At 59.8% G+C, this 25,595-nt stretch carries 16 protein-coding genes and 1 pseudogene; 5 read left to right on the forward strand and 12 right to left on the reverse strand.

Translation table 11 applies throughout. The annotated features are described in order from the left end of the window. Window positions 1-2: 2 nt before the first annotated feature. Together PHU01S_RS20735 and PHU01S_RS20740 are read right to left on the reverse strand one after the other, a co-directional pair. Window positions 3-2,855: a 2-oxoglutarate dehydrogenase E1 component gene (locus PHU01S_RS20735; protein WP_048744247.1), complete on the reverse strand. Its 2,853-nt coding sequence runs from the start codon at window positions 2,853-2,855 to the stop codon at window positions 3-5. 334 nt (window positions 2,856-3,189) lie between these two features. After that, on the reverse strand, window positions 3,190-4,638 hold the full coding sequence (locus PHU01S_RS20740; RefSeq protein WP_127509678.1) for an aldehyde dehydrogenase family protein: 1,449 nt from the start codon (window positions 4,636-4,638) through the stop codon (window positions 3,190-3,192). 204 nt (window positions 4,639-4,842) lie between these two features. Here PHU01S_RS20740 and PHU01S_RS20745 point away from each other — a divergent pair, with 204 nt between their 5' ends. From PHU01S_RS20745 to PHU01S_RS20760, 4 genes are all read left to right on the forward strand, one after another. Further along, window positions 4,843-5,172, forward strand: coding sequence for a helix-turn-helix domain-containing protein (locus PHU01S_RS20745; protein WP_048744245.1), 330 nt, complete (start codon window positions 4,843-4,845; stop codon window positions 5,170-5,172). A 438-nt stretch (window positions 5,173-5,610) separates the two neighbouring features. Next, entirely contained in the window at window positions 5,611-6,474 is an 864-nt protein-coding gene (locus PHU01S_RS20750) for a class I SAM-dependent methyltransferase (protein ID WP_021879804.1), read from the forward strand. 4 nt (window positions 6,475-6,478) lie between these two features. Continuing rightward, on the forward strand, window positions 6,479-7,255 hold the full coding sequence (locus PHU01S_RS20755) for an RluA family pseudouridine synthase (protein WP_049867269.1): 777 nt from the start codon (window positions 6,479-6,481) through the stop codon (window positions 7,253-7,255). A 217-nt stretch (window positions 7,256-7,472) separates the two neighbouring features. Continuing rightward, window positions 7,473-9,362, forward strand: a complete 1,890-nt coding sequence (locus PHU01S_RS20760; RefSeq protein ID WP_127509681.1) for a copper amine oxidase N-terminal domain-containing protein — start codon at window positions 7,473-7,475, stop codon at window positions 9,360-9,362. Window positions 9,363-9,404: 42 nt separating this feature from the next. Here PHU01S_RS20760 and PHU01S_RS20765 read toward each other — a convergent pair whose 3' ends face one another. Beyond that, window positions 9,405-9,815: a MarR family winged helix-turn-helix transcriptional regulator gene (locus tag PHU01S_RS20765; RefSeq protein ID WP_048744242.1), complete on the reverse strand. Its 411-nt coding sequence runs from the start codon at window positions 9,813-9,815 to the stop codon at window positions 9,405-9,407. Window positions 9,816-10,039: 224 nt separating this feature from the next. On the opposite strand from PHU01S_RS20765, the gene PHU01S_RS20770 reads away from it, so the two are divergent. Further along, complete coding sequence (locus PHU01S_RS20770) at window positions 10,040-10,219, forward strand: hypothetical protein (protein WP_048744240.1); 180 nt, start codon at window positions 10,040-10,042, stop codon at window positions 10,217-10,219. A 153-nt stretch (window positions 10,220-10,372) separates the two neighbouring features. On the opposite strand, the gene gyrA is transcribed toward PHU01S_RS20770, so the two are convergent. From gyrA to PHU01S_RS20815, 9 genes and pseudogenes are all read right to left on the reverse strand, one after another. Beyond that, window positions 10,373-12,826, reverse strand: coding sequence for a DNA gyrase subunit A (gene gyrA / locus PHU01S_RS20775; RefSeq protein ID WP_021879809.1), 2,454 nt, complete (start codon window positions 12,824-12,826; stop codon window positions 10,373-10,375). A gap of 12 nt (window positions 12,827-12,838) precedes the next feature. Continuing rightward, window positions 12,839-14,821, reverse strand: coding sequence for a DNA topoisomerase IV subunit B (gene parE / locus PHU01S_RS20780; RefSeq protein ID WP_048744236.1), 1,983 nt, complete (start codon window positions 14,819-14,821; stop codon window positions 12,839-12,841). An 85-nt stretch (window positions 14,822-14,906) separates the two neighbouring features. Further along, window positions 14,907-15,893 (reverse strand): ABC transporter permease, encoded by a 987-nt coding sequence (locus PHU01S_RS20785; protein ID WP_048744234.1) that lies wholly within the window; start codon window positions 15,891-15,893, stop codon window positions 14,907-14,909. Further along, on the reverse strand, window positions 15,890-16,885 hold the full coding sequence (locus PHU01S_RS20790; protein ID WP_373864552.1) for an ABC transporter ATP-binding protein: 996 nt from the start codon (window positions 16,883-16,885) through the stop codon (window positions 15,890-15,892). The genes PHU01S_RS20785 and PHU01S_RS20790 overlap by 4 nt, the downstream gene beginning before the upstream one ends. Before the next feature lie 136 nt (window positions 16,886-17,021). Continuing rightward, window positions 17,022-17,837, reverse strand: a complete 816-nt coding sequence (locus tag PHU01S_RS20795; protein WP_021881080.1) for a GDSL-type esterase/lipase family protein — start codon at window positions 17,835-17,837, stop codon at window positions 17,022-17,024. Window positions 17,838-18,067: 230 nt separating this feature from the next. Beyond that, the gene (purT, locus tag PHU01S_RS20800) at window positions 18,068-19,252 is read right to left on the reverse strand and encodes a formate-dependent phosphoribosylglycinamide formyltransferase (RefSeq protein ID WP_127509685.1); all 1,185 of its coding nucleotides are present in this window, start codon (window positions 19,250-19,252) and stop codon (window positions 18,068-18,070) included. A 602-nt stretch (window positions 19,253-19,854) separates the two neighbouring features. After that, window positions 19,855-21,660: an ABC transporter ATP-binding protein gene (locus tag PHU01S_RS20805; RefSeq protein WP_127509695.1), complete on the reverse strand. Its 1,806-nt coding sequence runs from the start codon at window positions 21,658-21,660 to the stop codon at window positions 19,855-19,857. Window positions 21,661-21,722: 62 nt separating this feature from the next. Next, window positions 21,723-23,331, reverse strand: a pseudogene (locus PHU01S_RS20810) (ABC transporter ATP-binding protein). Window positions 23,332-23,794: 463 nt separating this feature from the next. Then, a partial coding sequence (locus PHU01S_RS20815) for a dynamin family protein (protein ID WP_127509688.1) occupies window positions 23,795-25,595 on the reverse strand: 1,801 nt, incomplete at its 5' end.

Consider the following 25,595-nt stretch of genomic DNA (forward strand, 5'->3'; position numbering starts at 1 on the left):
TTCTACCTCCCAAGTAAAATCGTGTTCAACGCTTTTTGCTGCAGCGAGAGCGAGATGATGGATTGTTGTTCGGCGGCGTGAACGTCTTGGTGGCCGCTTGCCGGGCTCGAACGGTCCGGGCGTCCGATATAATGGACCGCTTTGCCGCCCGCAACTTCGCGGATGCGGGGTTCCATGAACGTCCAGGCGCCCATGTTTTTCGGCTCTTCCTGTACCCATACGATTTCTTCCAGCTTGCCGTAACGGGCGATGATTTCGGCGATTTCCTTTTGCGGGAACGGATACAGCTGCTCCACGCGCACGATATGCAGCCAGCTCAAGTCCTGATCGCCGGCCGATTCCAGAGCTTCCTCGAGATCGACGGCGACTTTGCCCGAGCACAGAATCAGGCGCCGGACCGCAGCCGGCTTCGCGCCAAGGCCATTCTGCTCCAGAACGAGCTTGAAGCTGCCGTTCGCAAGATCCTCGCCGGGCGATAGGACGCGCGGATTGCGGATCAGGCTTTTCGGCGACATCATGACGAGCGGACGAGCTCCCTCATGCTCGGTCCAGGCAGCCTGGCGGCGGAGCAGATGGAAGTACTGGGCCGCCGTGGACAGGTTCGCCACCGTCCAGTTGTTCTCTGCGCACAACTGCAGATAACGTTCGAGGCGGGCGCTGGAATGCTCCGGACCTTGGCCTTCGTAGCCGTGGGGCAGCAGCATGACGAGGCTGGAGCGCTGCTTCCATTTCGTGCGCCCCGCCGAGATGAATTGGTCGAAGATGACTTGCGCGGAGTTCGCGAAGTCGCCGTATTGGGCTTCCCAAATCGTGAACGTCTCCGGCGAGAAGACGTTGTAGCCGTACTCGAACCCGAGCACCGCGCCCTCGGTCAGCGGGCTGTTGTGGATCGCGAACGATGCCTTCGCCTGCGGGAAGCGGTGCATCGGAGAGAACTTCTCGCCCGTCTTATGATCGTTGAGGACGATATGGCGGTGCGAGAACGTCGCGCGCTCGACATCCTGGCCGCTCATGCGGATCGGCTTGCCGTCGGCAAGAATCGTCGCGAACGCCAGCGTCTCGGCGAGCGCCCAGTCGACTTTTTCGCCTTGGTCGAGCATAGAGCCGCGGCGCTGCAGGATGCGCTGGAGCTTCGGATAGACGGTGAAGCCCTCCGGATATTTAAGCAGCTCGGCGTTGATCTCGCGCAGCTTGTCGAGCGGAACGGCCGTCTCGGTATTTTCCGGAGCAACCGGAATCGGACCCGTGTCGGCATGCTTGCCGTTGGCCGCATTTTCCTTCATGACGTCGTAGGCGTCCTGAAGCTCCTGAAGCGTATTCTGGATCAGCTTGTTGATCTCGTCCTCGGAGAGGGCTCCCTCCGCCTTGAGACGCTCGGCGTACAGGCTCGCAACCGTCATGTGCTTGCGCACCTTCTCGTAGACGAGCGGCTGGGTGCCTTCCGGATCGTCCATTTCGTTGTGGCCGTAGCGGCGGTAGCCGACAAGATCGATCAGGAAGTCCTTCTTGAACTTGTTGCGGTACTCGCAAGCCAGGCGCACGGCCGCGATGCAGGCTTCCGGATCGTCCGCGTTGACATGCACGATCGGAATTTCGTAGCCTTTGGCGAGGTCGCTCGCATAATGCGTGGAGCGGGAATCCTTGCTGTCGGTCGTGAAGCCGATGCGGTTGTTCGCGATGATATGGATGGAACCGCCGTTGCGGTAGCCGTCGAGACCGGTGAAGTTAAGCGTTTCCGCAACAATGCCTTCTCCCGGGAATGCGGCGTCGCCATGGACCTGGATCGCGATGGACTTGTCGAGCTCCTGTACCGGATATCCCGCCTTGCTGCGGTCCTCCTGAGCGGCGCGGGAGAAGCCCTCGACCACCGAGTTGACATACTCCAGATGGCTCGGATTGTTGGCGAGCAGGATGCGGGCGCCGGTTTCGATGGAGCGGTCCGCGCCAAGATGGTATTTCACGTCGCCGGCCCAGCCGGAGTTGATGCCCATCGAGCCTTCGGAAGGAACGAGCTCCTTGTTCGGCGCATGATGGAATTCCGAGAAGATCTTCGCGTACGGCTTGCGCAGGACATGGGCAAGCACGTTCAGGCGGCCGCGGTGCGCCATGCCCATCAGGACATGCTCGGCTCCGTTCCGAACGGATTGGCGGACGATTTCGTCGATGACCGGAATAAGCATGTCGACGCCTTCGACGGAGAACCTTTTCTGGCCGACGAACGTGCGGTGCAGATACGCTTCGAATTGTTCCACATGAATAAGCAGGTCAAGGAGAGCTTTCCGCTCTTCCGGGTTCAGGGAGGAGTTGGCAATGCCGGATTCAGCCTTGGCGCTGAGCCAGTCCCGTTCCGTCTGGGTATGGACGTGGCTGAATTCGAATCCGATGGATTGGGTGTAAGACTTGCGAAGCTGCTGGATCGCCTGCCAGCCGTTCGTGACGCTGGCTGGAGCATGATCCCAGAGGATGGAAGCCGGGAACCGGCTGAGGTCCGACTCGGTGAGATCGAAAGTCGCGGGCTCGACAAGGCGAGTATCCGAGGAAGCGCGAAGTCCGAGCGGATCGGTGTTTGCGGCCAGATGGCCGTAGGTGCGGATGTTGCCTACCAGCTTCTCCGCGGCGGCAAGCTTTTTCAGAAGCGAGACGTCGACGGAAACCTGGCCGGACGGAGCAGCACTGTGAACCGCTGCAGGAGCAAAGTCCGCCGGCGGTTCGCCCAGCTCCGCGAACAGGTCGCGGAAAGAGGGATCGACCGATTCGGGATCGCTGCTGTAGCGCTCGTACTGTTCCTGGACGTAGCCCAGGTTGGGTCCGAAGTAATCATTCCATTGCCGTTTAGTGTTTGATTCGTCGGTCATTTGCCAACTACCTCCGTTAAGTGAAAAAGGTTGGTACGGATGATAACAATGAAGCCGCCTCGCAAGCATCAGCCCGGCAAAAAGCCGCCGGCTTGGTAACCGGCGGCCTGACAATGGCAGGTTGAAAGTCAAGGAGGCCCGGGAAAGATCCCGGCTCCTTGGAGTCATTGAACAGGATCGGCTTCGTTTGTGCTTCTATTATAAAGAAAACGCGGCGCTTATTCAATGTTTGTCGACAACCTTTCGTAAAATGCGACGAACGGTGCAGCCGCCGCCCGCTCTTCCCTGCCGCTGCCGCCCCGAAAATGCTGTAAAGGCTTCCATGAACTGCATGTCAGCCCTTGAAGAAACCGCTGCGGAAGCTGACGAGCTTCGGCTCGGTCATCTCCTCCATGGCGTACCGGACTCCTTCCCGGCCGCTGCCGCTGTCCTTGACCCCTCCGTAAGGCATATGGTCGAGCCGGAAGGTAGGGACGTCGTTGATCATGACGCCGCCGCAGTGGAGACGGTCTGCCGCCTGCAGGGCATGCTCCATATGCTTCGTGAATACGCCTGCCTGCAGGCCGAACCTCGATCGGTTGGCCGCCGCGATCGCCTCCTCCCAGCTGCCGAAAGGCGATACGACCGCAACGGGACCGAAAGCCTCCTCGCAGCTGAGCTCCGCGTTCTCCGGCACGTCGGTTAGCACGGCCGGCATCATCAGAGAGCCGTCGAACTGCCCGCCGCAGCGCACGCGCGCACCGCCTTCCTTGGCCCGCTCAAGCCAAGACTTCAGGCGTTCCGCGGCCCGCGCGTTGATGAGCGGAGTGATGTCCGTCCGCTCGTCCAGCGGATCTCCGGCGGTCAGCTTCCGCGCGCGCTCCGCGAGCAGCTCCGTGAAGGCTTCGCAATGCTCTTCATGCACGAGTACCCGCTGCACCGATATGCACACCTGTCCGTTGTAGGCGAAAGCTCCCGCCGCCGCCTCGTCGGCGATGGCCGCAAGCTCCTCCGGTGAAAATCCGCGGTCGATCAGCAGCGGGGAATTGCTGCCGAGCTCCAGCGTCACCTTGCGCAGACCCGCCTGCGCCCGGATCTGCCGGCCCACCTCCGGACTTCCGGTGAAGGTGACAAAGGCGATATCGGGATGCGAGGAAAGCGTCTCCCCGAGCTCCTTGCCGCTGCCGGGGATGATGTTCAGTACGCCGTCCGGCAGGCCGGCTTCCTCGAACAGCTCGGCGAGGAACAGCGCCGATAGAGGCGTCTGCTCGGCGGGCTTGAGCACGATCGAGTTGCCCGCCGCGATGGCCGGACCGACCTTGTGGGCGACGAGATTGAACGGGAAGTTGAACGGCGTAATCGCGCTTACGACGCCGACAGGCTCTCGCCCGAGCATCGCCCTTCGTCCTTCGCCGCGGGGAGCCGCGTCCATCGGAATCGTCTCTCCCCTCAGGTTTCTCGCCGCCTCCGCGGCAAACAGATAGGTCTGCACCGTACGCGCGATCTCGGCCCGGGCAGCCTTGATCGGCTTGCCCGCTTCCAAGGCGGCGATCTCGGCCGCTTCGGCGCTGCGGCGCTCCAGCAGATCGGCAGCCTGATACAGGATCGAGCTTCTGCGATGGGCGGGCACGGCACGGAATTCGCGGAAAGCGTCTCTTGCGGCGATGACGGCTTGCACGGCCTGCTCCTTCGAAGCATAGCGGATTTCCGCCAGGCACTCTCCTCCATAAGACGCTTGAAGCGGCTCGGTTCGGCTTCCTTCTACCCATTTTCCGCCAATCCACAGCTTCGTTGTTTGAATCATTCCTTCCCTCTCCCTCCGATGTGGCCCGCAAAGGTTCCAGCCGTTGAATTAGTGTTTGCGATTCGCGTTATCCGACAGGATCTCCTTGCGTTCGCTTGACAATGATACATATTGTATCATAAAGTTTGATTGAGGCCGTGCCGCCGCATGCCCGCAATCTTCAACAGGCACTGCCGCTTAGAACGAAGTAAGGAGCAGCCCGACATGACCCTGACGATGGGAGATCGATTGCGTGAACTCCGGCTTAACAAGAACATGTCCCAGGAGGAGGTATCGAAAAAGATCGGCATTACCCGCTCCGCCTACAGTCATTATGAAATCAATAACCGCCAGCCTGTCTATGAAACCTTGATCAAGCTTGCCGCGTTTTTTGAAGTCTCCCTGGATTATATGATCGGCGGAGAGCAAAATCAAAGCGAAGCCCAGGTCGCTCCGGAAACGTTCGAAATTCTGAAAATTCTGAACGGAATGGATGCCGAGAAGCGTCAGCGTTCCATTGACCGGATGATGGATGTGCTCAAGCAAGCCGAATAGGCGCCTGCCTTCATGCCGCGGGAGGGGCAGGCGCTTCGGCTTCCCTGCCGGGGTCCGCCTCAGACGCCTTTTAAGCTTTTCAAAGCGAATCCACCCGCTTTTTTTCTCCTCCACCCGCTTTTCCGCCGCAAGCGTTCCTGCCCGCTTTTCCGTCTCCAGCCTTCCTGCCCGCCCTCCTTCCTGCCTCCTTTCATGATCTCCTTGCCATTTCCTGCTCTTCGCTTTTCTAAAAGGTTCGAGCATTCTCTATTCCTCTTAAGCTTCCCTGATCGGCCACGCTGCCGGAATCCTTTTTTTACCTTCGTTTTCCGGGAATCTCCCTGTTCGTTTCAAGTTCCTGCGAATGTCCCCTCTCCTTGCCGCTTTCATTGCTTCCCCAACGGCCACCCGATATAATAAGTGGACGATTGTTGAAGCAAAGGGGCCAAGCAGACCACTATGTACATTGCAGACCAATGGAAAGACTACGAACTTATCGATACTGGCGACGGAGACAAGCTGGAGCGCTGGGGGGATGTCACCCTGCGCCGGCCGGATCCGCAAATCATATGGCCTTACCGGGGCGACCGCCGCAGCTGGTCGAGCGCAGACGGCCATTACCACCGCAGCTCGGCCGGCGGCGGGCAATGGGATTTCCGCAAGCAGCTTCCGGACAAATGGACCGTATCCTACGGTGAACTGAAGTTCAACATCAAGCCGACCAACTTCAAGCATACGGGACTGTTTCCGGAGCAGGCGGTCAACTGGAGCTGGATGATGGACAAGATCCGCGGCGCAGGGCGCCCTGTCCGCGTGCTCAATCTGTTCGCGTATACCGGCGGAGCCACCGTTGCAGCCGGAGCGGCCGGAGCCGACGTCTGCCATGTCGACGCGGCCAAGGGCATGGTCCAATGGGCCAAGGAAAATGCTCAGCTGTCCGGCCTGGCCGACCGGCCCATCCGCTACATTACGGATGATGTGTTCAAATTCGTGCAGCGCGAGCAGCGCCGCGGCAGCAAATACGATGCCATCATCATGGATCCTCCGTCCTACGGACGAGGTCCGGGCGGAGAAATGTGGAAGCTGGAGTCCAGCTTGTTCCCCTTCCTGGAATCCTGCATGGAAATACTGACCGACAACCCGCTCTTCCTGCTGATCAACTCCTATACGACGGGCTTGTCGCCGCAGGTGCTCCACAACCTGCTCCATATGACCGCAGGCAAGCGCTTCGGCGGCAGCATCAACTGCGGCGAGATCGGCCTTCCGATCAGCGCGTCCGGTCTCGTGCTGCCATGCGGCATCCTGGGCCGCTGGGAGGCCTGAGAGCATGGCGGCCTCTACGGGCATTCCCGTGCTTTACGAGGACAACCATCTGCTCGCGGTCGTGAAGCCGCCTGGCATTCCGTCACAGGCGGATGAGAGCGGCGACGAGGATATGCTCACGCTTCTCAAGCAGGACTTGAAAATACGGCATGACAAGCCCGGCAACGTGTTTCTCGGGCTCGTCCACCGCTTGGACCGGCCGGTAGGAGGCGTCATGCTGTTCGCCAAGACGTCCAAGGCTGCCGGGCGGCTGTCCGATTCCGTGCGGACGAGAACCTTCAGCAAGACGTATTTGGCCGTTCTGAACGGAAGGCCTCCACAGTCCAAGGGACAGCTGAAGCATTATCTGGCCAAGGACTCGAAGCGCAACGTCGTCACGGCTTATGACAAGCCCCGGGGAGACGCCAAGGAAGCCAAGCTTTCCTATGCCGTGCTCGGCGAGGCGGATGGCTTGGCGTTGGCGGCCGTCCGCCTTCATACCGGCCGGCCTCATCAGATCCGAGTGCAGATGGCTGCCATCGGCTGTCCGCTCCATGCCGACCTGAAATACGGAGCCCCCGTCCCTCGCGGAGACAAGTCCAGAAGCGGCCATGCGGACATCGCGCTCTGGTCGGCGGAAGCAGGCATTCCGCATCCCGTCAGCAAGGAGTGGATGTCCTTCGCCTCCCGTCCGCCAAGCTCCTTTCCCTGGAACCTTTGGGAGGACAGCCTGCTCGACGGAGCCGCCCGGCATCTGGAAACGGAATTCGGAGCGGAAGCAGGAAACGCAGAACCCCGCTAAATACGGAGACGATAGTACAACAACAGCGGCAGCCTGAGGAGAGCAAGCTCTCCAAGGCTGCCGCTGTTGTTCGTTTCCGGAACGCTTCTATCCTTTTCCGCAGCCGGACTTGTACGCAGCCGGCATGAGCAGCCATGCAACTTTTTAGAGCTGACAGCGTCGAAGAGGATAAGATTGTTTCCATTCTGTTCCAACGAGAGCGAGTTGATCCGATAACATGCCGTTCCGCTTCCGAAGCCGCCTGCTGCTGACCGCTTCATTGCTGGGCTTTGCTTTGCTTCCGTCCCCTGCTGACGCTGCCGGCTCTGCCCCGGACCCGGCGCCGATCAAGCTGATTGTAAATGAACAGATAGTCAAAACGAATACCGCTCCCTTTCTGGACAATGGGACGGCTTATCTCCCTCTCCGGTTATCCGGGGAGCTGCTGGGCTGCCTCGTATCCTGGGACTCTCCGTCCAAAACCTTCACGCTGCAGTACCCGAAGAGAACGGTCAAAATGACCTACGGCGCGGCCGCTGCAACGGTGAACGGACAATCCGTTCCTTTGAGCGGGCCGCTGCGGATGGTCGACAGCCAGATCTATGTGCCGCTTCGCTTCCTGTCGGAAGCCGTCGGCAGCAAAATCTGGTGGGATGCTCCCAGCCGGTCCTTGCACTTGAAGGGAAACGATGAGTATATCAAGCGCTCTATCCCCAATGACCGGATGTGGCTGAGCCGCGACAGCGGGGATCTGTACCTGTCCAAGGATGAAAGCTCCCCAGCCGCGCTCGCCGGCCGCGTCGAGGCTGATTTCCAAGGCACCGTTTCCCTCGAGGGGAATGGATTTTTTCTGAACGGCAGCGTCATTACCGTTGTGGACCGTTATGGAGCCGACCGCAGCCGCTATGACGTCTACAGCCTCCTTCTCCATGACGGCAAGATCGCCGTCCAGACCAAAGCAGGCTATGAAGGACTCATGGACCACAATGCAAGCTTCACACAGATTGAAGGTCCGGACGGCTTGACCTCCTATACCATCTTGACGGACGGACGAACCGCTGCCTTTTACGATGAAAAGGCTCTCCCCGCCAAGACATACGACATGGCCGAGCTTGCCGGCAAAGAAGACCGCTATTTCCTCCATGGCATCGGGCAGGATTATATGATTGTTCGGCCAATGTCGACCGGACTGCTGACCTTGATCGATTTCAAGGATCATACCGTTACGGTGCTGGCCGACAAGCTTCTTTCGGGCAAGGACCTGGAAGATGCCTACCGCATTCCTTCCAAGGGAGACGGGCTGGTGGTGGCCGCCGATATGGGCGCCGGCCAGCTGGACTTCTTTTACGACAGCTCTCTCGACGGGAAGGACGGCAACTATGAACGGCTTACCTACCTCCGTCCTTCCTACGAAAAGGAACGGCAGAGCCTGCCGAAGCCGCGTACTGTCGATGAGCTCGCGGCCGATTGCTCCAGCAAGACGGTCAAATCCGTCTCCATGCAGGATGCCGATACCGTCTACATCTCTCTCAACGGAGCCAACCCGAACGATAAGGCCTCTATCGCCACTGTCTGCGGCATTCTGAAGAAATTCGCCGCAAAAGGAGTCCGGGAGACCGTTGCCAAAGTGCCCGACGATCAGTTTTTCCACGGCATGACCATCTCGTTCAACCAAGGGGACGGCACGTCGCTGTATGCCGCTTCCGGCAGCAAGCTCGTATACGGAGCGACCGGAGGAAAGGACAGCCTCGTCCTGAACGATTCTGCGGCCGTCAAGGACTTCAATGCTTTGAAGGTGCTTCCTTTCATGGACATTTCCCCCCATCCCATTGTCATCGGTCAGACGGTCCATTTGAAAGGAAACAACGGCGGCGACGAACCTTCCGGCGATTTGATCGTCTGCTGGACGTCTCTCGCCGTGAAATCTACAAACGTCAATCTGACGATCTTCAAGGGAAAGCTTGCTTTCGGATCCTTTGATGTCCGCTTCGCCATGCCTGCTTATGGAACCAAGCCGGATGGAACGAAAGTGAAGCTGGAGCCGGGCAAAGGTTATTTCACCATGAAAGCAGAGAACGGCTCGCGTCCGTATCTGGTCGAGCTGCTGCCGCCGAAATCATCTTCCTGAAGCAGGCAGCGAGGCTTCCGAATTGAAAAGCGAACGCCGGCTTTAACCGGCGTTCGCTACTTTGCCAAGCAGATAGACCAGCAGCTGCTGGTTGTGGGAAGAGATCCGGTCCAGAGCACCGCGGATGAAGGCTTCCCTGACTTCCATGCCGCGCGCGGCTTCCTTCTCCCCATGCTCGGTAACCGTCACCCAGACGATCCGGCGGTCGGCCAGATCCCGGCCACGCTCGATCAGGCCGCCGCGCTCCATCCGGTCGAGCAGCGTCGTGATGGCAGCCGGCGTCGTATGGAGATGCTGCAGCAGCTCGGACGGCTTCATCGGCTGATGCTTGATCAGCAGCTCGAGCGCGTTGAGCTGGCCTTCCGTCAAGTTCGGCAGCAGGCTGTCTTCCAGATGGGTTTTCCATTCCCTTGAAAGCTTCATCCACAATTTGGCGAAATCCTCCGTAATCATAACCGACAACGACTTCAACCCCAATCTGTTCAGTTGGCCAGGCTCGTCCGCAGGAAGCCCGGGCAAGTCCTATTGCTGATTCCTATCCTAAATTATACCATCTGAAAATGTCGAAAGAAAGGTTAATCGGATTAATAATTGCAGACCTTAATCGATACCATTCCGAACCATTAGACACACTTTGACATAGACTGCAGAGAAGAACTTCGAGCGAAGGCGAAAGGGTGGTAACCGTGGAAGAGCATAAGGAATCCGTGATCCGCAAAATACGCGCATACGGAATCATCAAAGACTCGGTCTGGCTGGAGAAGCCGGATGAGCCGGTTCCGATGTGGGTTTTGCTGGATGCGCTTTTACAGGTTATCGACCGACTTGAGCCTTCCGAGGACCGGCCGTTCGACTGAGCGCAGACAGAGCTGGCAGAGCTGACAGAACTGGCAGAGCTGGGACGGCGCTTTCATCCAAAAAGAGCGATGCCTGCTTTCGAATACGAAAAGCCCGACCGGCTTGCTTAAGCCGGTCGGGCTTCGTTTGTTGCTTGATTTTCTGCGGCTGAATCAGCCTTGTCCAAGCTCTGGACGGGCATACAGCTGCTGCACGGAGTCGTTCTTCTCGACCTGAGCGAGCTGCCGCCCGATCGATCTGCGGTCCTCGATCGGCGTCTTCTCCGTCAGGAAGCGCTGTACGCTTCCGCTGGAGAGCTGCACGTTCAGCTCGCGAGGCTGACGGCAGTACCAGGCGCCTGCAAGCCGGCTGCCGTTGGGCTTGACCCGCTTGCCTTCCTTGAATTCAAACGACTGCACGCCCTTGCCTCCGCGCCCTTGCACCGGGTAGTCGGCAAGCAGGCTGCGCTTGCCGTAGCCGAGGTCGCTGATGACGAGAATCTCGCCTTCGTCTTCCCGGCTCACCTCAAGCGCCGCGGCCAGCTCGTCGCCTTCCTTGAACTGCATGCCGCGCACGCCTCCGGAGACGCGTCCCATCGGACTGACCTCTTCCGCCGGGAAGCGGATGGCCGAGCCCAGCTTGCTCACGAGCAGCAGATGGCTGGCGCCGCGCGATTGCATGACGGCCACGATTTCATCTCCGTCCGCGACCTTGCACGCTGCGACTGCCGTGGAACGGTTGGTCGCGTACTCCTTGAGCTCCGTACGCTTCACCTGTCCTTTGCGGGTGAAGAAGAACAGCGATTCGCCCGGCTTCTGGATGTCCTTCACCGGAATGACGGCGACGATGCCGTCATCCTTCGGAATCGGGATGACGTTGACGATCGCGGTGCCCGCATCCTTCCATTTGAATTCCGGAATCGCATGGACAGGAAGCATGTAGTAGCTTCCCTTGCGGGTGAAGACGAGCAGGCTGTCGATCGTGCTCGCCTCCAGCAGATAACGGATGGAATCCCCGTCCTTGACGCCGGAGGCATCGATCTCGCCACCGGAGCGGGTGAAGCTGAGCATGCCGGTGCGCTTCACATAACCCTCGCGGCTGATCGCCACGAGCACGTCCTCCGCGCTCACGAGCACTTCAAGTCCGACCTTGAGCTCCTCCACCTCGCCGCGCAGCTCCGAGCGGCGGTCGATGCCGTATTTCTCCCTGATCTCCGTCAGCTCGTCCTGAATGACCTTGATCAGCTTGCGCTCGCTGTCCAGAATGGAGCGAAGATACTGGATCTTTTTGGCCAGCTCGCGCAGCTCCTTCTCCAGCGAAGTAATCTCCAGATTCGTCAGCCGGTACAGCTGGAGCGTCAGGATCGCGTCCGCCTGGCGCTCGCTGAAGCCGAACTGCAGCATCAGGTTGTTCTGGGCATCCGAACGGTTTTTGGAAGCTTTGATGCTGGCGATGACTTCGTCGAGGATGTTGAGCGCCTTGACGAGCCCTTCCAGCACATGGGCGCGGTCTTCCGCCTTCTCCAGCTCGAAGCGCGTCCGGAAAGTGACGACTTCCTTCTGGTGGCTGATATAGGCCGACAGAATCTCCTTGATCCCCATTTGGCGCGGAGCCTTGTTGACGATCGCGACCATGTTGAAGTTGTAGGTCACCTGCAGGTCGGTCTTTTTGAGCAGATAAGCCAGGATGCCTTCGGCGTCGGCGTCTTTCTTCAGCTCGATGACGATGCGCATGCCTTCGCGGCCGCTCTCGTCCCGCACCTCGGCGATGCCGTCGACCTTCTTCTCCAGGCGGATGTTCTCCATCGCTGTCACAAGACGCGACTTGACGACCTGGTAAGGAATTTCCGTGACGACGATCTGCTTCTTGCCGCCCCGCAGCTCCTCCACTTCGGTGCGGGAGCGCAGATGGATGCGGCCCTTGCCGTTCGTATACGCCTCGCGGATGCCGTCCTCGCCCATGATGATGCCGCCTGTCGGGAAATCCGGCCCTTTCATGATGCCCATCAGGTCGGAGACCTCAAGGCTGCCGTCCAGCATGAGCGCGATGCAGGCATCGATCACCTCGCGGAGGTTATGAGGCGGAATTTCCGTCGCAAAGCCCGAGCTGATCCCGCTGACTCCATTGACCAGCAGATTCGGGTAGCGGGCGGGAAGCACGACCGGCTCCTTGGCGGTATTGTCGAAGTTGTCCTTGAAGAGGACGGTGCGCTTCTCGATATCGCGCAGCAGCTCCATCGCGATGTTCGACAGGCGCGCTTCCGTATAACGCATCGCCGCCGCGGGATCGTCGTCGATCGAGCCCCAGTTGCCGTGGCCGTCGACGAGCGTATGCCCCATCTTCCAAGGCTGTGCCATCCGCACCATGCCCTCGTAAATCGAGGAGTCGCCATGCGGATGATAGTTGCCCATCACGTCGCCGACGGTTTTGGCGGATTTGCGGTAAGGCTTGTCCGGCGTATTGCCGGAATCGTACATCGCATACAGGATGCGCCTCTGGACCGGCTTCAGGCCGTCCCTGACATCCGGAATGGCGCGGTCCTGGATAATATATTTGGAATAGCGACCGAATCGGTCGCCGACGACTTCCTCGAGGAAAGCCGGCAAAAACTGCTCGCTCGTGCTCATGGGTGTATCCCCCTATTCCTCGTATTCCCTGAAGTCCACATTGTCGATGATCCAGCGCTTGCGCGGGTCGACCTTGTCGCCCATAAGCGTCGAAACGCGCCTTTCGGCCTTGGCCGCGTCCTCGATCCGCACCTGCAGCAGCGTGCGCGAATCCGGGTTCATCGTCGTTTCCCACAGCTGGTCGGGGTTCATCTCGCCGAGTCCCTTGTACCGCTGCAGCTCGTAGTTCTTGCCCATTTCCTTGCTGTAATTCTGCAGCTGCTCGTCGGTCCAGGCGTACCGGACCGTCTCCAGCTTGCCGGATTTGCGGCTCATCTTGTAGAGCGGCGGCTGCGCGATGTAGATCTTGCCGGCGTCGATGAGCGGCTTCATGTAGCGGTAGAAGAACGTCAGCAGCAGCACCTGGATGTGGGCGCCGTCAGTGTCGGCATCCGTCATGATGATGATTTTGCTGTAATTGCATTCGGATGCTTCGAACTCAGGTCCGACCCCTGCGCCGATCGCCGCGATGATCGCCTTGTACTCGTCGTTCTTGAGGATGTCGGCCAGGCGGGCCTTCTCCGGATTCATCGGCTTGCCCTTGAGCGGCAGAATCGCCTGGATCTTGGAATCGCGTCCCTGCTTGGCCGAGCCGCCGGCGGAATCGCCCTCGACGATGAACAGCTCGTTGCGCGTGGAATCCTTGGACTGGGCCGGCGTCAGCTTGCCGCCGAGGTTGGAGCTTTCGCTGCGCTTCTTGCCGCTGCGGATCTCGTCCCTCGCCTTGCGCGCCGCCTCGCGGGCCTTCGAAGCCTGGATCGCCTTTTTCAGGAGCATCTGGCCGACCTGCGGGTTCTCCTCCAGGAAGACAGCCATCTTGTCCGCGACGACCGCGTCGACGGCGCTTCTCGCGGAGGAGCTGCCGAGCTGGTCCTTCGTCTGGCCGACGAACTCGACCTCGGACATCTTGATGTTGATGACGGCCATCATGCCTTCGCGCAGGTCGCCGCCCTCGAGATTCTTGTCCTTCTCCTTGATCATCGCCGTGCGCCGGGCATAATCGTTCAAGACGCGGGTATACGCGGTCTTGAAGCCGGTCTCGTGCGTGCCGCCGCCGCGGGTAGGGATCGAGTTCACGAAGCTGACGATCGTCTCCGTGTAGCCGTCGTTGTACTGCAGCGCGACTTCGACCTCGATGTCGTCCTTCTCCGCGCTGAAATGCACCGTTTCGTGAAGCACCGACTTCTCCTCGTTCAGGAACTCGACGAACTGCTTGGCGCCGCCTTCGTAGTGGAAGACGTTCTCGCTGCCCGTGCGCTCGTCCTTGAGCACGACCTTGAGGCCGGAGTTGAGGAATGCGATCTCCTGCAGCCGGTCCGAAAGGGTGTCGAAGCTCAGCGACGTATGGCCGTGAAACACTCGGGAATCCGGCTTGAACGTGACCTTCGTGCCCGTCTGGCGCGTCGTCCCCGTCACCTCGAGACCCGTGACCGGCTCGCCGACATGCTCCTTGCCGTCCTTGTCCACCCAGTACTCGAAGCGCTGTTTATGTATCTTGCCGTCGCGGAAGATCTCCACCTCGAGCCATTCCGAAAGCGCGTTCGTAACCGAGGCTCCGACGCCGTGAAGGCCGCCTGACTTCTTGTAGCCGCCGCCGCCGAACTTGCCTCCGGCGTGGAGGATCGTAAAGACGACCTGAGGCGTAGGAATGCCCGTCTTGTGCATGCCGGTCGGAATTCCCCGGCCGTTATCGTGAACCGTCACCGAGCCGTTCTTGTGCAGCGTGACGTTGATATCCGTGCAGTATTTGGCCAAATGCTCGTCGACGGCGTTGTCCACGATCTCCCAGACGAGATGATGCAGACCTGAATTGGTCGTGCTGCCGATGTACATGCCGGGGCGCTTGCGCACCGCGGTCAGCCCCTCCAGGATCTGAATGTCGTCCGCGCCATAGGAAGGGCTGCCTGTCGCCGTATTCGCCGCTTCGGTTGCGTAGAGGTCCAGTTGTTCGGCCATACGCGTCCCCCTTTTCGTTGTGAAGCCTGTGCCCGGAGCGTCCCGCCGGGCGGGAATCGATGCGCTTCCGAGAATCTTAGCTATTTTAATTCAAGATGTCCTGTTTCGTAAAGATGCCGAAAGATACGGCCAAAGCCGCCGCGGACCATGCCGCGAGCACGCCTAGCGAAAAAACGAGATTCATGCCGTCGATCGGCGCCGGCACCCCTTCGAGGTAATCGGTCAGGTCGATGTTCACCGAAAACAAATATTTCGCGCTCTCCCAGGAGGATGTCATGCCGGAAAGGATCGTGCCGGAAATGACGGCTGCCATCATCGTCACGATGCTGGCAGCGGTGCTTCTCAGCAGCACGGAAACCATGAGCGACAAGACGGCGACGGTCATGCAGGACACCCAGATCAGCCCGCTCTGCATGAACAGGTACAGCCACTGCGGCACCGCATGCACGCCGCTGGCGTCGATCGTGCCGCCCTGGACGCCGAAGCCCGTGAACACCGGCATCGTCCAGCCTCCGTAGCCGAATACGGCGCCCGATATGAGGTAGGAGACCGCCCCTGTCGCTACGATCGCGAGCGATACGTACAGCGTCAGGGCGACAAGCTTGCTCATGAGGATCTTCCAGCGCTTCACCGGCCGCGTCAGCAGCATCTTGATCGTGCCGCTCGAGCGCTCTCCCGATACTAGATCGGAGGCGATCGCCAAAATCATTAGAGGGAAGAAGAGCGAGACGGAGCTCGCCATGAACTGCCTGGTGAACGAAACGGCGTCCGGACTGCTTGGATTCACGTCGTGATCGAGATAATACTGCAGGCGGAGAATCTCGATGCGGTCGTATTTCTTCCACTCCTCGGGCACCCTGTCGCTGGCCAGCGTATTCTGCAGATCCGTAATCTGCTGCTGGATCTGGTTGCGCCAATCCTTGAAGTGGACGGCGTTGGTCTGCGACACCCTCATCTGCGCATAAGTAAAGATCGGAATCAGCACCAGTAGAATAAGAAGGATAACATAGAACCGTTTCTTTTTCCAAATTTTCAAGGTTTCATTCTGGATCAGCGGCAGCAGGTCTCTCACGATTCATTCTCCTCCGTCAGCGTCAGGAACATCTCTTCGAGCGTTGGCGCGACGCGCTGCACCGCATGGATGGCGATGCCCGCTCCCGCGAGGCGGGCGACAAGTCCGGGCAGCACAGCCTCGGGGACGGTCGTGACGACAGCTCCCTCCAGATGAGCGAGCGCGCTCTCGTCCATCCGGTATTCGCCTTCCCTCAGAATACGCAGCTGCGGCTCCTGGAGCAGGAGGCTCTCCGCCTCCGCAGGCCGGTCGGTCTTCCACAGCACATAGGAGCCGGCTTGCGCCACCAGCTCGTCCACTCGTCCAACCGACAGCACGCGCCCGCCGGCGATGATCGCGACCCGGTCGCACATCAGCTGGATCTCGCTCAGCAGATGGCTGGAGATGAACAGGCTGATGCCGCTGTCCGCCAGCATCCGGATGAATTCGCGCAGCTCCTTGATTCCCTTCGGATCCAAGCCGTTCGTAGGCTCGTCGAGAATGAGAAGCTTGGGACGCCCCAGCAGCGCCTGCGCGATGCCGAGCCTTTGGCGCATGCCGAGCGAGTAGGTTTTGACCTTGTCATGGATGCGGTCGTCGAGCCGGACGATCTCCGCCACCTCGCGAATGCGGTTTTTGTCGATCCCTCTCTGCATGCGGGCAAAATGCTCCAAATTCTCCCATCCGCTCATGAACGGATACATCTCCGGATTTTCGACGATGGAGCCGACCTCGGCGAGCGCCCGCTCGGGATTCCGCTGCACGCTGTGCCCTCCGATCAGCACTTCCCCTTCCGTCGGCTTGATGAGATCGACGAGCATGCGGATCGTCGTCGTCTTGCCGGAGCCGTTCGGCCCGAGAAATCCGAAAATCTCGCCGGCCTTCACGTCGAAATCCACTTGATGGATAATCCATGTTCCCCGGATTTTCTTCTTCAGTCCGCGCACGGACAGCACGGTCGCCGCTTCGGACAGGCGCTTGTCCCTTCCGTCCGGTTCCGGCTCCAGCTCCAGCTTCTGCGGCAGAACCTCCTTTTCCTGATCAAGCTTCCTGATTTTGTACTCTATCGTCACGATGGCCGCCTCCTGTCCTGATCCTCTATATCTGGGTCCGTTCCCTGTTTCCGAATCATCCGGCGATTCTCTTCATTCAGCTCAGCGACTGGATGATGCGGTCCGAGATTCTCTCATAGCCTTCGTGATTGGGATGAAAATGGTCGGAGGACAAATAGCCGGAGCCATGCAGCTGGAACAGATCCAGCACCGGAACGAGAACCGCATGCGGGTCCTTGCTCAGGACGGCGAAAGCCTCGTCGTTCCATTTCTGTACGGGAACGATTCCTTCTTTCAATTCGGGAATGTCGTAGAATGGATTATATAGGCCGGCATAAGCGATGGTCGCGTCCGGATTGATGGCGCGGATCCGGCCGATCACGCTCTTGAACGATGCAATGGCTTCCGGAATGCGCGACGCGACGCTTTCCACCGAAATATCGGATGCATTGCCTTCCTCCGCTTGCGACAATGCAGTCCGGAACAAGTCGTTGCCTCCGATCGTGAGCAAAATCAGGTTCGCCTGCCGGATCGGGTAGGCCATCCCCTGGTCCTTTTCCAGCATTTCGTCCAGCTCGCTGGCCGTCAGGCCGGCGACAGCCAAGTTGTTGATTTGCTGAACCGGTTTTCCTGTCGCCTGGCCGAGGCCTTTGATCACCTGCTTCACATACCCTTCGCCGGTGTTGTCCCCGACGCCTTTCGTCAAGGAATCCCCCAGCGCGGTCACATAAATGGTTGAAGCCGCCGCGAAGGAACCGCCCGTCTCCGCGAGGACGGGCTTTTTTGCCGGAGCTGTCAGCCCGCTTCCGCTGCCGAGCATGTCCTGAACGGCATAAACAAAGCCTCCGCCGAGCAGCAGCGTGGCTGCAAGCGAGCCGGTGCCAAGAATCCGCCATAACCGGCTGGAATCCATTCTCTTTTCCCCCTTGACTCATTTACCGTTTTTTAATTTACGACGCTTTGTACTTAAAAATAAGGCTTTCGACAAGAATTTGCAAATAAAGCCAGCACAATGATTTCCGGCTTTTGACACCCTCCGGTCCCGCATCGGGAGCGACATGAAAAAACCGCTCCGGGATTCTCCTTGAAGCAGGAGAACCGGAACGGCTGTGCATGCGCCGAGCTGCCGGCGACGCCGGCAAATCAATCGTTGTAGCGGACGGATAAAGCTTCGGCGGCGGATCTGGCGAGAGCTCTCGCTTCCTCGGCATTCGAGGCGGTGCTGAGCGCTACCGCCATGCGGCGGCCCTTTCTCGTGTCGGGCTTGCCGAACACCCGAACTTGAGTCGATGGAACCGCAAGCGCGTCCTCCAGGCCTTCGATCGTGAAATCGCGGTGGTCCCGGGTCGCCTTGAGCGTATGGCTCGCTCCAGGGGACAGCAGACGGACAGAAGGAACCGGGAAGCCGAGAATCGCCCTCACATGCAGCGCGAATTCGGACAGGTCCTGGGTGGCCATCGTGACCATGCCCGTATCATGCGGCCGCGGCGACACTTCGCTGAACAGGACGCCCTCTTCCGTCAGGAACAGCTCGACTCCGTACAAGCCCCAGCCGCCGAGAGCGTCCGTGATCTGCCTGGCGATATGCTCCGACTGCTCCAGCTGGGCGGCGCTCATGCCGTGAGGCTGCCACGATTCGATATAATCGCCGTCCTTCTGCACATGGCCGATCGGCTCGCAGAAGACCGTGCCCGATACGGAACGGACCGTGAGCAGCGTGATTTCGGATTGGAAATGGACGAAGCCTTCGACGATAACGCGTTTCTTCTTGGCGCGTCCGCCTTCCATGGCGTAATTCCAGCAGCTGGCGATCTCCGCTTCGGAGCGGCAGACGCTCTGGCCTTTGCCCGACGAGCTCATGATCGGCTTGATGACGCATGGCAGTCCGAGCTCCAGCACGGCGTCGCGCATCTCCTCGTAGGAGTCGGCGAACCGGTACGGCGCTGTCGGCAGGCGCAGCGTCTCGGCCGCGAGCCTGCGGATGCCCTCCCGGTCCATCGTCAGCCTGGCGGCTCTTGCCGTCGGAACGACCTTGAAGCCCTCCTGCTCCAGCTCTACGAGAGTGGAGGTGGCGATCGCTTCGATTTCCGGAACGATGAGGCCGGGCTTCTCCAGCTTGATCAGATTCCGGAGCTGCTCCGGATCCAGCATATCGATGACATGGGAGCGATGGGCGACGCCCATGGCGGGAGCGTCTGCATACCGGTCGACGGCGACCGTCTCGACTCCCAGACGCTGCGCTTCGATAATCACTTCCTTGCCGAGCTCGCCTGAACCGAGCAGAAGCATTTTGCGGGCCCGCGAAGAGAGCGGAGAACCGTAGGACATGATGATACCCCCTATATAATGGCGTTGATGGCATCTGCCTCCATGGCAATGTATACCGAGACGAATGTCATCTTATTGTGGATGCTGTCTATCGAAAAATCAAGCTTGCCTTATGGAGAAACCTATGCGGATGAGCTCTTGGTCGCCTAGGGAACGATGAATCGGTGCCTGAAGCTGCGATGCACGCGAAACGATTCAGCCAAGAGTATAAGGCAGCTGTTCCGCATCAGGAAGCCGTCATTGTTTGAACGAGAAAAAAAGGGAAGACCCGGGATCGGCAGAGCGCGCTCTGCCGATCCCGGGTCTTTTCTAATCGTTCGCTGCCGCATTCGGCAGGTGAATCGCAAATGATCATTCCGTCCCCAAAGCTCAGCCTGGAAAAATAAGGAGCAGGCTCGGAACGAATGAGCCTGATGGGCAAACGTGCCGCTTCGTAAGTAAGGCTCGGAACGGACCTTATCGGTGCATGTCCCGCTTTTCATGAGCGGATCAAGGCTTGAAACGAGCTTTATTCCTGCCTATGCGGCTTAGCGGAGGGAAGGGATCTATCCTGAAGCCTACGGCTTGGAAGCAGCCTTGGCGCCTCTCCTCCAGCCGCTCGCCTAGGCGGAGAGGAACCGGTACTGGGCATCGATGAGCCCGCGGTACACGCCTCCGTGCAGCATCAGCTGGGCATGGTCGCCCTGCTCGACGATGCGCCCGTGATCCAGCACGATGATATTGTCGCAGTGGCGGATCGTAGAGAGACGGTGAGCGATGATGAAGCTCGTGCGGCCGGCCAGCAGCGTCTTGAGCGCTTCTTGAATTTTGAGCTCCGTCTCGGTGTCGATGCTCGCCGTCGCCTCGTCGAGGATGAGAATCGCCGGATCGGCGAGCAGCGCCCGGGCGAAGCTGAGCAGCTGCCGCTGGCCCATCGACAGCACGCTGCCGCGCTCCTGGACCTCGGTGTCGTAGCCGTCGGGAAGGCTGGCGATGAAATCATGGGCATGCACGGCGCGCGCCGCCATCTCCACCTCCTCGTCGGTCGCGTTCAGCCGCCCGAAGCGGATGTTGTCGCGGATCGTGCCGGAGAAGATGAACGTGTCCTGAAGCACGATGCCGACCTGCGTGCGCAAGCTTTCGAGGGTGACGTCGCGGATGTCGGTGCCGTCGATCGTCACCCTGCCTTCCACCGGATCGTAGAATCGGCAGAGCAGATTGATGATCGTGCTTTTGCCTGAGCCCGTATGCCCGACGAGGGCGATCGACTGGCCCGCGCGAGCCTCCAGCGAGATGCCTTTCAAGGCCGGGCGGCCCTTTTCATATTCAAAGACAATATTCTCGAAGCTGACATCGCCCTTGATGCCGGTCAGCAGGCGGGCGCGGCCGCTTTCCTTGACGGTCGGATCCTCGTCGATGAACTCGAAGATCCGCTCCGAGCTCGCCATCGCGACGAGCAGCTGGGAGTACATCTGGCCAAGCCGGTTGATGGGATCCCAGAAGTTGCCCACGTAGTTGGCGAAGCCGACGAGCACGCCGATCGTGATCGCTCCGACCTGGATGAGATGGGAGCCGTACCAGAACAGAATCAGCGTGCCGATCGCCGAGGTGATTTCGATGACCGGACCGAACGTCTGGTTGAGCGCCGATGCGCGGTTCCAGCTGTTCAGGTTGACCGTGTTCATATTGTCGAAGAACTTGTAGTTTTCTTTCTCCTGGACGTAAGCCTGCGTCACCTTCATTCCCTGGATCGCTTCGTTGAGATGGGAATTGAGGCGGGACTGCTTGATCCGGACGTCCTGCCAGGCGAAGCGGATCCGCTTGCGCAGAGCCGTCGAGACGACGAACATGAGCGGAACCGTGATCATGACGGCGAGGCCGAGCTTGAAGTTCCAGAGGAGCAGGATCGCCACGATGCCGACGAGCTGGATGCAGTCCATGAGCAGGTTGACGACTCCGCTCGTGAACAGGTCCTGCAGCGAGTTGACGTCGTTGGTGACGCGCACGAGCACGGAGCCGGCCGGGCGCTTGTCGAAGAAGCGGAAGCTGAGCTTCTGGATATGCTCGAACAGCTGCTGCCGCAGGTCGAAGATGACCTTCTGTCCGATAATGTTCGTATACTTGATCCGGATCGCGTTCGCAATCCATTGGATGATGTAGAGAGCCAGCATGACGCCGCCGTACATGAGCAGCATGCTCTTGTCGTTTTTGCCGATGGCGTCGTCGATGGCCAGGATGATGACGGCCGGAGCGGCCAGGCGCGTGAACGTGCCGAGCAGCATCATGAACACCATCGGGATGAGCTGGCGGTAATACGGCTTCATGTAGCCGAACAGGCGTCCGATCTGCTTCCAGTTGAACGGCTTCTCGATGATGTCGTCATCCTGGTACTTGAACCGCTGGCGCTGGGATTCCGCCGCGGCCTGCATTTGTCCGTCCAGGCTTCCCGCCTGGCCGGTTTCCGCAAGGATGTCCTTCTTCTTGCTTGCCATTATGCCGTTCCTCCCTTCACGGCCGGCTCGTCTTCGCCGCTTTGCGGACGGTCGGCGTACTGGATGTTGTAGACGTCGCGGTAAGGACCTTGCTGGCGGATCAGCTGCTGATGGGTGCCGCGCTGGGTGATCCGGCCTCCGTCCAGGACGAGAATTTCGTCGGCGTCCTTGAGCGAGCTGATGCGGTGGGCGATGATGAACGTCGTCCGGCCCCGCATCAGTTCCTTGAAGCCGGCCTGGATCTCATGCTCGGTTTCCATGTCGACCGCGCTCGTAGCGTCGTCGAGCACGAGGATATGCGGATTGCGGATCAAGGCCCGGGCAATCGCGATCCGCTGCTTCTGGCCGCCCGAGAGGCCCATGCCGCGCTCGCCGACGAGCGTGTCGTAGCCGAGCGGCAGCTCCATGATGAATTCATGGGCTTTGGACAGCTTGGCCGCGCGTTCGATCTCCTCCATCGTAGCGTCCTTGTTGGCATAAGCGATGTTGTCGCGGATCGAGGCCGAGAACAGGAAGGTTTCCTGGAAGACGGTCGCGATCTGGCTGCGCAGGCTCTGGACGTCGACGTTGCGGATATCGAAGCCGTCGACCGTGATGCGGCCCTGCTTGACGTTGTAGGCATGCATCAGCAGCTGGATGATCGTGCTCTTGCCGGAGCCTGTGCCGCCCAGCAGGCCGATCACCTTGCCCGGAGGGGCGTCGAAGCTGATGTCCCGCAGGGCAGGCTCCTTGTCCGCATAAGAGAAGGTGACGTTTTCAAACCGGACATGGCCTTTGATCGTATCCTTGTCGAGGACGACCGCGTCCTCGACGCTTTTCACATGGACGTAGGAATGGAGAAGTTCAAGCACGCGCTCCCCGGAAGCCTTGGACTGCGTGTAGTTGTTGATGAGGAAGCCGATGTTCCACATCGGACCGATGATGTACCAGATCATGCTGAAGAAGGCGACAAGCTCCCCAAGCGTCAGAGGCCCGTCGATGACCCGCAGCCCCCCGGCTACGAGCAGGATGACGACGCCGATATTGGCCAGCAGCTCCATGAGCGGGAAAAAGCGCGCCCAGATGGTCGCGGCTCCGACCTGGTTGTTCTGATAGGCGGTGCTGCGCACCGAGAATTTCTCCACCTCATGCGATTCCCTGGCGAAGGATTTGACCGTGCGGACGCCGGTGATACAGGATCATGAGCACCGTATTCAGAATCTGGGCGAAGCCGAAGCCGACGAACTGGCGGATCGCCTCCAGGTCCGCGGTCAGGCGGGACATCAGATCCCCGGTTTTGGCCGTGTCGTAATAAGGAAAGCTGAGCTCCTGAAGCTTGGCGTAGGAAGCGTTCCGCATCCGGTAAGCGACGCGGTTGCCGAGCCTGCCGCCGAAAAAGCCGCTCAGAAAGTTGAGGCATCCCTTCAGCGACACGACGCCGACGACGGTCAGGGACAGCGCAGGCACGACTCCCCAATTCTTCGTCTGGATGACGTCGTCGATCAGGTACCGAAGCAGGTTCGGATATACCAGGCCGAGCGCCGTCGCGCAGGCCAGGCACAGGATCGAGGCGAAGATGAACTTTCGCTCGACCCAGTAAAACGGCTTGAGATTCTTGAAAACCTCCAAGTTGATGTCTCCCCCATTTGTTAGGTTTGGTGATGGAAATCCTTGCAATATGGATGAATGTTATCAGCATCGCTCTCCTCCGGCAAACGCCTTCAGAAGCCGAATATCCACCTCTGCCCCGTTCAGCGATAGTGAGGGAAGCGGGAGAGGGGGTATTCTCCGAATAATCACGTTATTGTCACTCGTAGGACACATTTGCTCCAAAATAAGCTTATAGAGAGTCTTTTTGTTGAAAACGGATTAATTTGTTCTTTACCGGAATGCATGCAGCGGAATAAATCGGAGGGTGATAGAAGGCCGGATTCAGCCGGGTTTCACGGCTTTGGCGATAGAGTATCGTCCGCCTGGCATGGACGGGCTGCTCTGCGGAACAAAAAGAAGAACGGCCCTGGATGCGCTGCTCTAAGGAAGAAAAGAAAAGCACGGCCTCCACATGGAGGCCGTGCTGGAAAAAAGATGGCGGTCATATCGCAGCTTGCAGACGATCCAATCCGCCGCGCATCTCGCGCAGCGATTCGAGGCCGCTGTTGTCCTGGAGCGACAGCCTTGTTCCGTCGGAATATCGGATAAAGGCTTCCGACAAAGCCGACATGACCTCTTCAAGGCCGGTTGCAAGCCGGGAGGCATAGGCCGCCTTCCAGTCTTGGCCGGCGGCATCCATCCATTCGCGGATGGATGCTCCAAGCTTCGCCTCCAGCTCGTCGCGCAGCTTCTTCTTGCCTTCTCCCTCAAAGAAGCTCCGCGGGTTGCGGAACATTCCATACAGCCATTTGGCCTCCACGGAATCGCATTTCCACGGGGAAGGCTCCGGCGGAGACGGGAAGGCGATGCTTTCGAACGGTTCCGGCATGAAGCCGGGAAGACGGTCCTTGAGCTTCGCGGCGCTCTCCTCGTAGCGCTTGCGGATGAGCGCGTTGCCGGCGCTCTCCAGCCGAAGCGTCGTCGCCAGCAGCTCTTGGGAGAGCTCCATCTGCAGCATGCGCTGCAGCTCCAGCCACGAGGTCCATACCGCGCGCCGCAAATCCCGTCCGTCGTCCTGCAGGCTCGCAGGATTGAAGGCGTATTGGTAAAACTCGCCGAAACCGTACTGAATCCGCTGCTGGATGTAATAGAACAGCTCCTGCAGCTCCTTGTCCAGCTCTGCGGCCGGCACGTTCTCGCGGGCTTCGTTCGGCAGCTGCCGAGCTTCGGCTGCAAGCTCCTGAAGCCGCCGGAGCTCCGCAGCCCGGCTGCCTGCATCGCCTTCGGCAGCGGCGAGCCAGCTGTCGATGACGGAGACGGAGCGGCTGATCTCCATGTCCGCCGCCTGCACGGCCAGCGAGCCGAGCTCGTCGCGCGTGAAGGAGAGGAAGCTGCGCTCGAAGGCCGGAAGGCCGGATTGCTCCAGCTTCTCGTTGTCCCCGGACTGCTTGCCCTGCAAGCCGAGCAGGCTCGAGACCGGATACAGCCGCGGGAACCGGATGCCATGCTGCAGCAGATTGCTCTCCACATGGCCGAGCACGTCCTTCAGCTCCCCTTCCGAGGAAGCCAGATCGGCCGCGTTGACGAGGAAGAACATTTTGTCGAGCTCGAACTGGTCCTTCACCCTGCCCAGCTGCATCAGGAACTGCCGGTCGGCTTGCGAGAAGGCATGATTGTAATAGGTGACGAACAGGATCGCGTCGGCATTTTTGATGTAGTTGAACGCTACTCCCGTATGGCGGGCGTTGACGGAATCGGCCCCCGGGGTGTCCACGAGCACGATGCCCTGGTCGGTCAGCGGCGAGCTGTAATACAGCTCGATTTCGCGGACGAAGCAGGAGCGGCTTTCTTCCGCTACGTAGCGCCTGTATTCTTCCTCGCCGACGCGCAGCTCCTGTCCGAGCAGCGGCGAGAGCTCCGGCCAGCCGGCAAGCGCCGCTTTGAGAAAGCTGTAATGCGGCCGTCCGGCGGCGTGGACGCCGTCGGGCTGCAAGGCTCCCATCCGGCGCAGCAGCTCCTCTTCGCCGGCGGCGGAAGCGTCTTCGCCGAGCAGCGACAGCGAGTAGCGCAGATCGTCGAGCAGATCATCCCGCGACTTCATCGAAACGCGGGCCGTGCCATGCGGCTGCTCCGGCGTCGGAGCGAGGATGCGGTTGATCGCCGCCGTCGTCGGATTCGGCGATACCGGCAGCGCGCGCTCGCCGATCAAGGCGTTGGCGAGCGAGGACTTGCCGGCGCTGAAGGCGCCGAACAGCGCGATCGTGAAGCGGCTCGCGCCGAGGCGCGCCGCGCGGGCGAGCATC

It is taken from the genome of Paenibacillus humicus NBRC 102415 (genome assembly GCF_004000905.1).
Lineage (GTDB): Bacteria > Bacillota > Bacilli > Paenibacillales > Paenibacillaceae > Paenibacillus_O > Paenibacillus_O humicus.

Coding starts and splice junctions, on each gene's coding strand:
- PHU01S_RS20735 (WP_048744247.1), bottom strand. CDS start 2,855: ATGACCGACGAATCAAACACTAAACGGCAATGGAATGATTACTTCGGA.
- PHU01S_RS20740 (WP_127509678.1), bottom strand. CDS start 4,638: ATGATTCAAACAACGAAGCTGTGGATTGGCGGAAAATGGGTAGAAGGA.
- PHU01S_RS20745 (WP_048744245.1), top strand. CDS start 4,843: ATGACCCTGACGATGGGAGATCGATTGCGTGAACTCCGGCTTAACAAG.
- PHU01S_RS20750 (WP_021879804.1), top strand. CDS start 5,611: ATGTACATTGCAGACCAATGGAAAGACTACGAACTTATCGATACTGGC.
- PHU01S_RS20755 (WP_049867269.1), top strand. CDS start 6,479: ATGGCGGCCTCTACGGGCATTCCCGTGCTTTACGAGGACAACCATCTG.
- PHU01S_RS20760 (WP_127509681.1), top strand. CDS start 7,473: ATGCCGTTCCGCTTCCGAAGCCGCCTGCTGCTGACCGCTTCATTGCTG.
- PHU01S_RS20765 (WP_048744242.1), bottom strand. CDS start 9,815: ATGATTACGGAGGATTTCGCCAAATTGTGGATGAAGCTTTCAAGGGAA.
- gyrA (WP_021879809.1), bottom strand. CDS start 12,826: ATGAGCACGAGCGAGCAGTTTTTGCCGGCTTTCCTCGAGGAAGTCGTC.
- parE (WP_048744236.1), bottom strand. CDS start 14,821: ATGGCCGAACAACTGGACCTCTACGCAACCGAAGCGGCGAATACGGCG.
- PHU01S_RS20795 (WP_021881080.1), bottom strand. CDS start 17,837: ATGGATTCCAGCCGGTTATGGCGGATTCTTGGCACCGGCTCGCTTGCA.
- purT (WP_127509685.1), bottom strand. CDS start 19,252: ATGTCCTACGGTTCTCCGCTCTCTTCGCGGGCCCGCAAAATGCTTCTG.
- PHU01S_RS20805 (WP_127509695.1), bottom strand. CDS start 21,660: ATGCAGGCCGCGGCGGAATCCCAGCGCCAGCGGTTCAAGTACCAGGAT.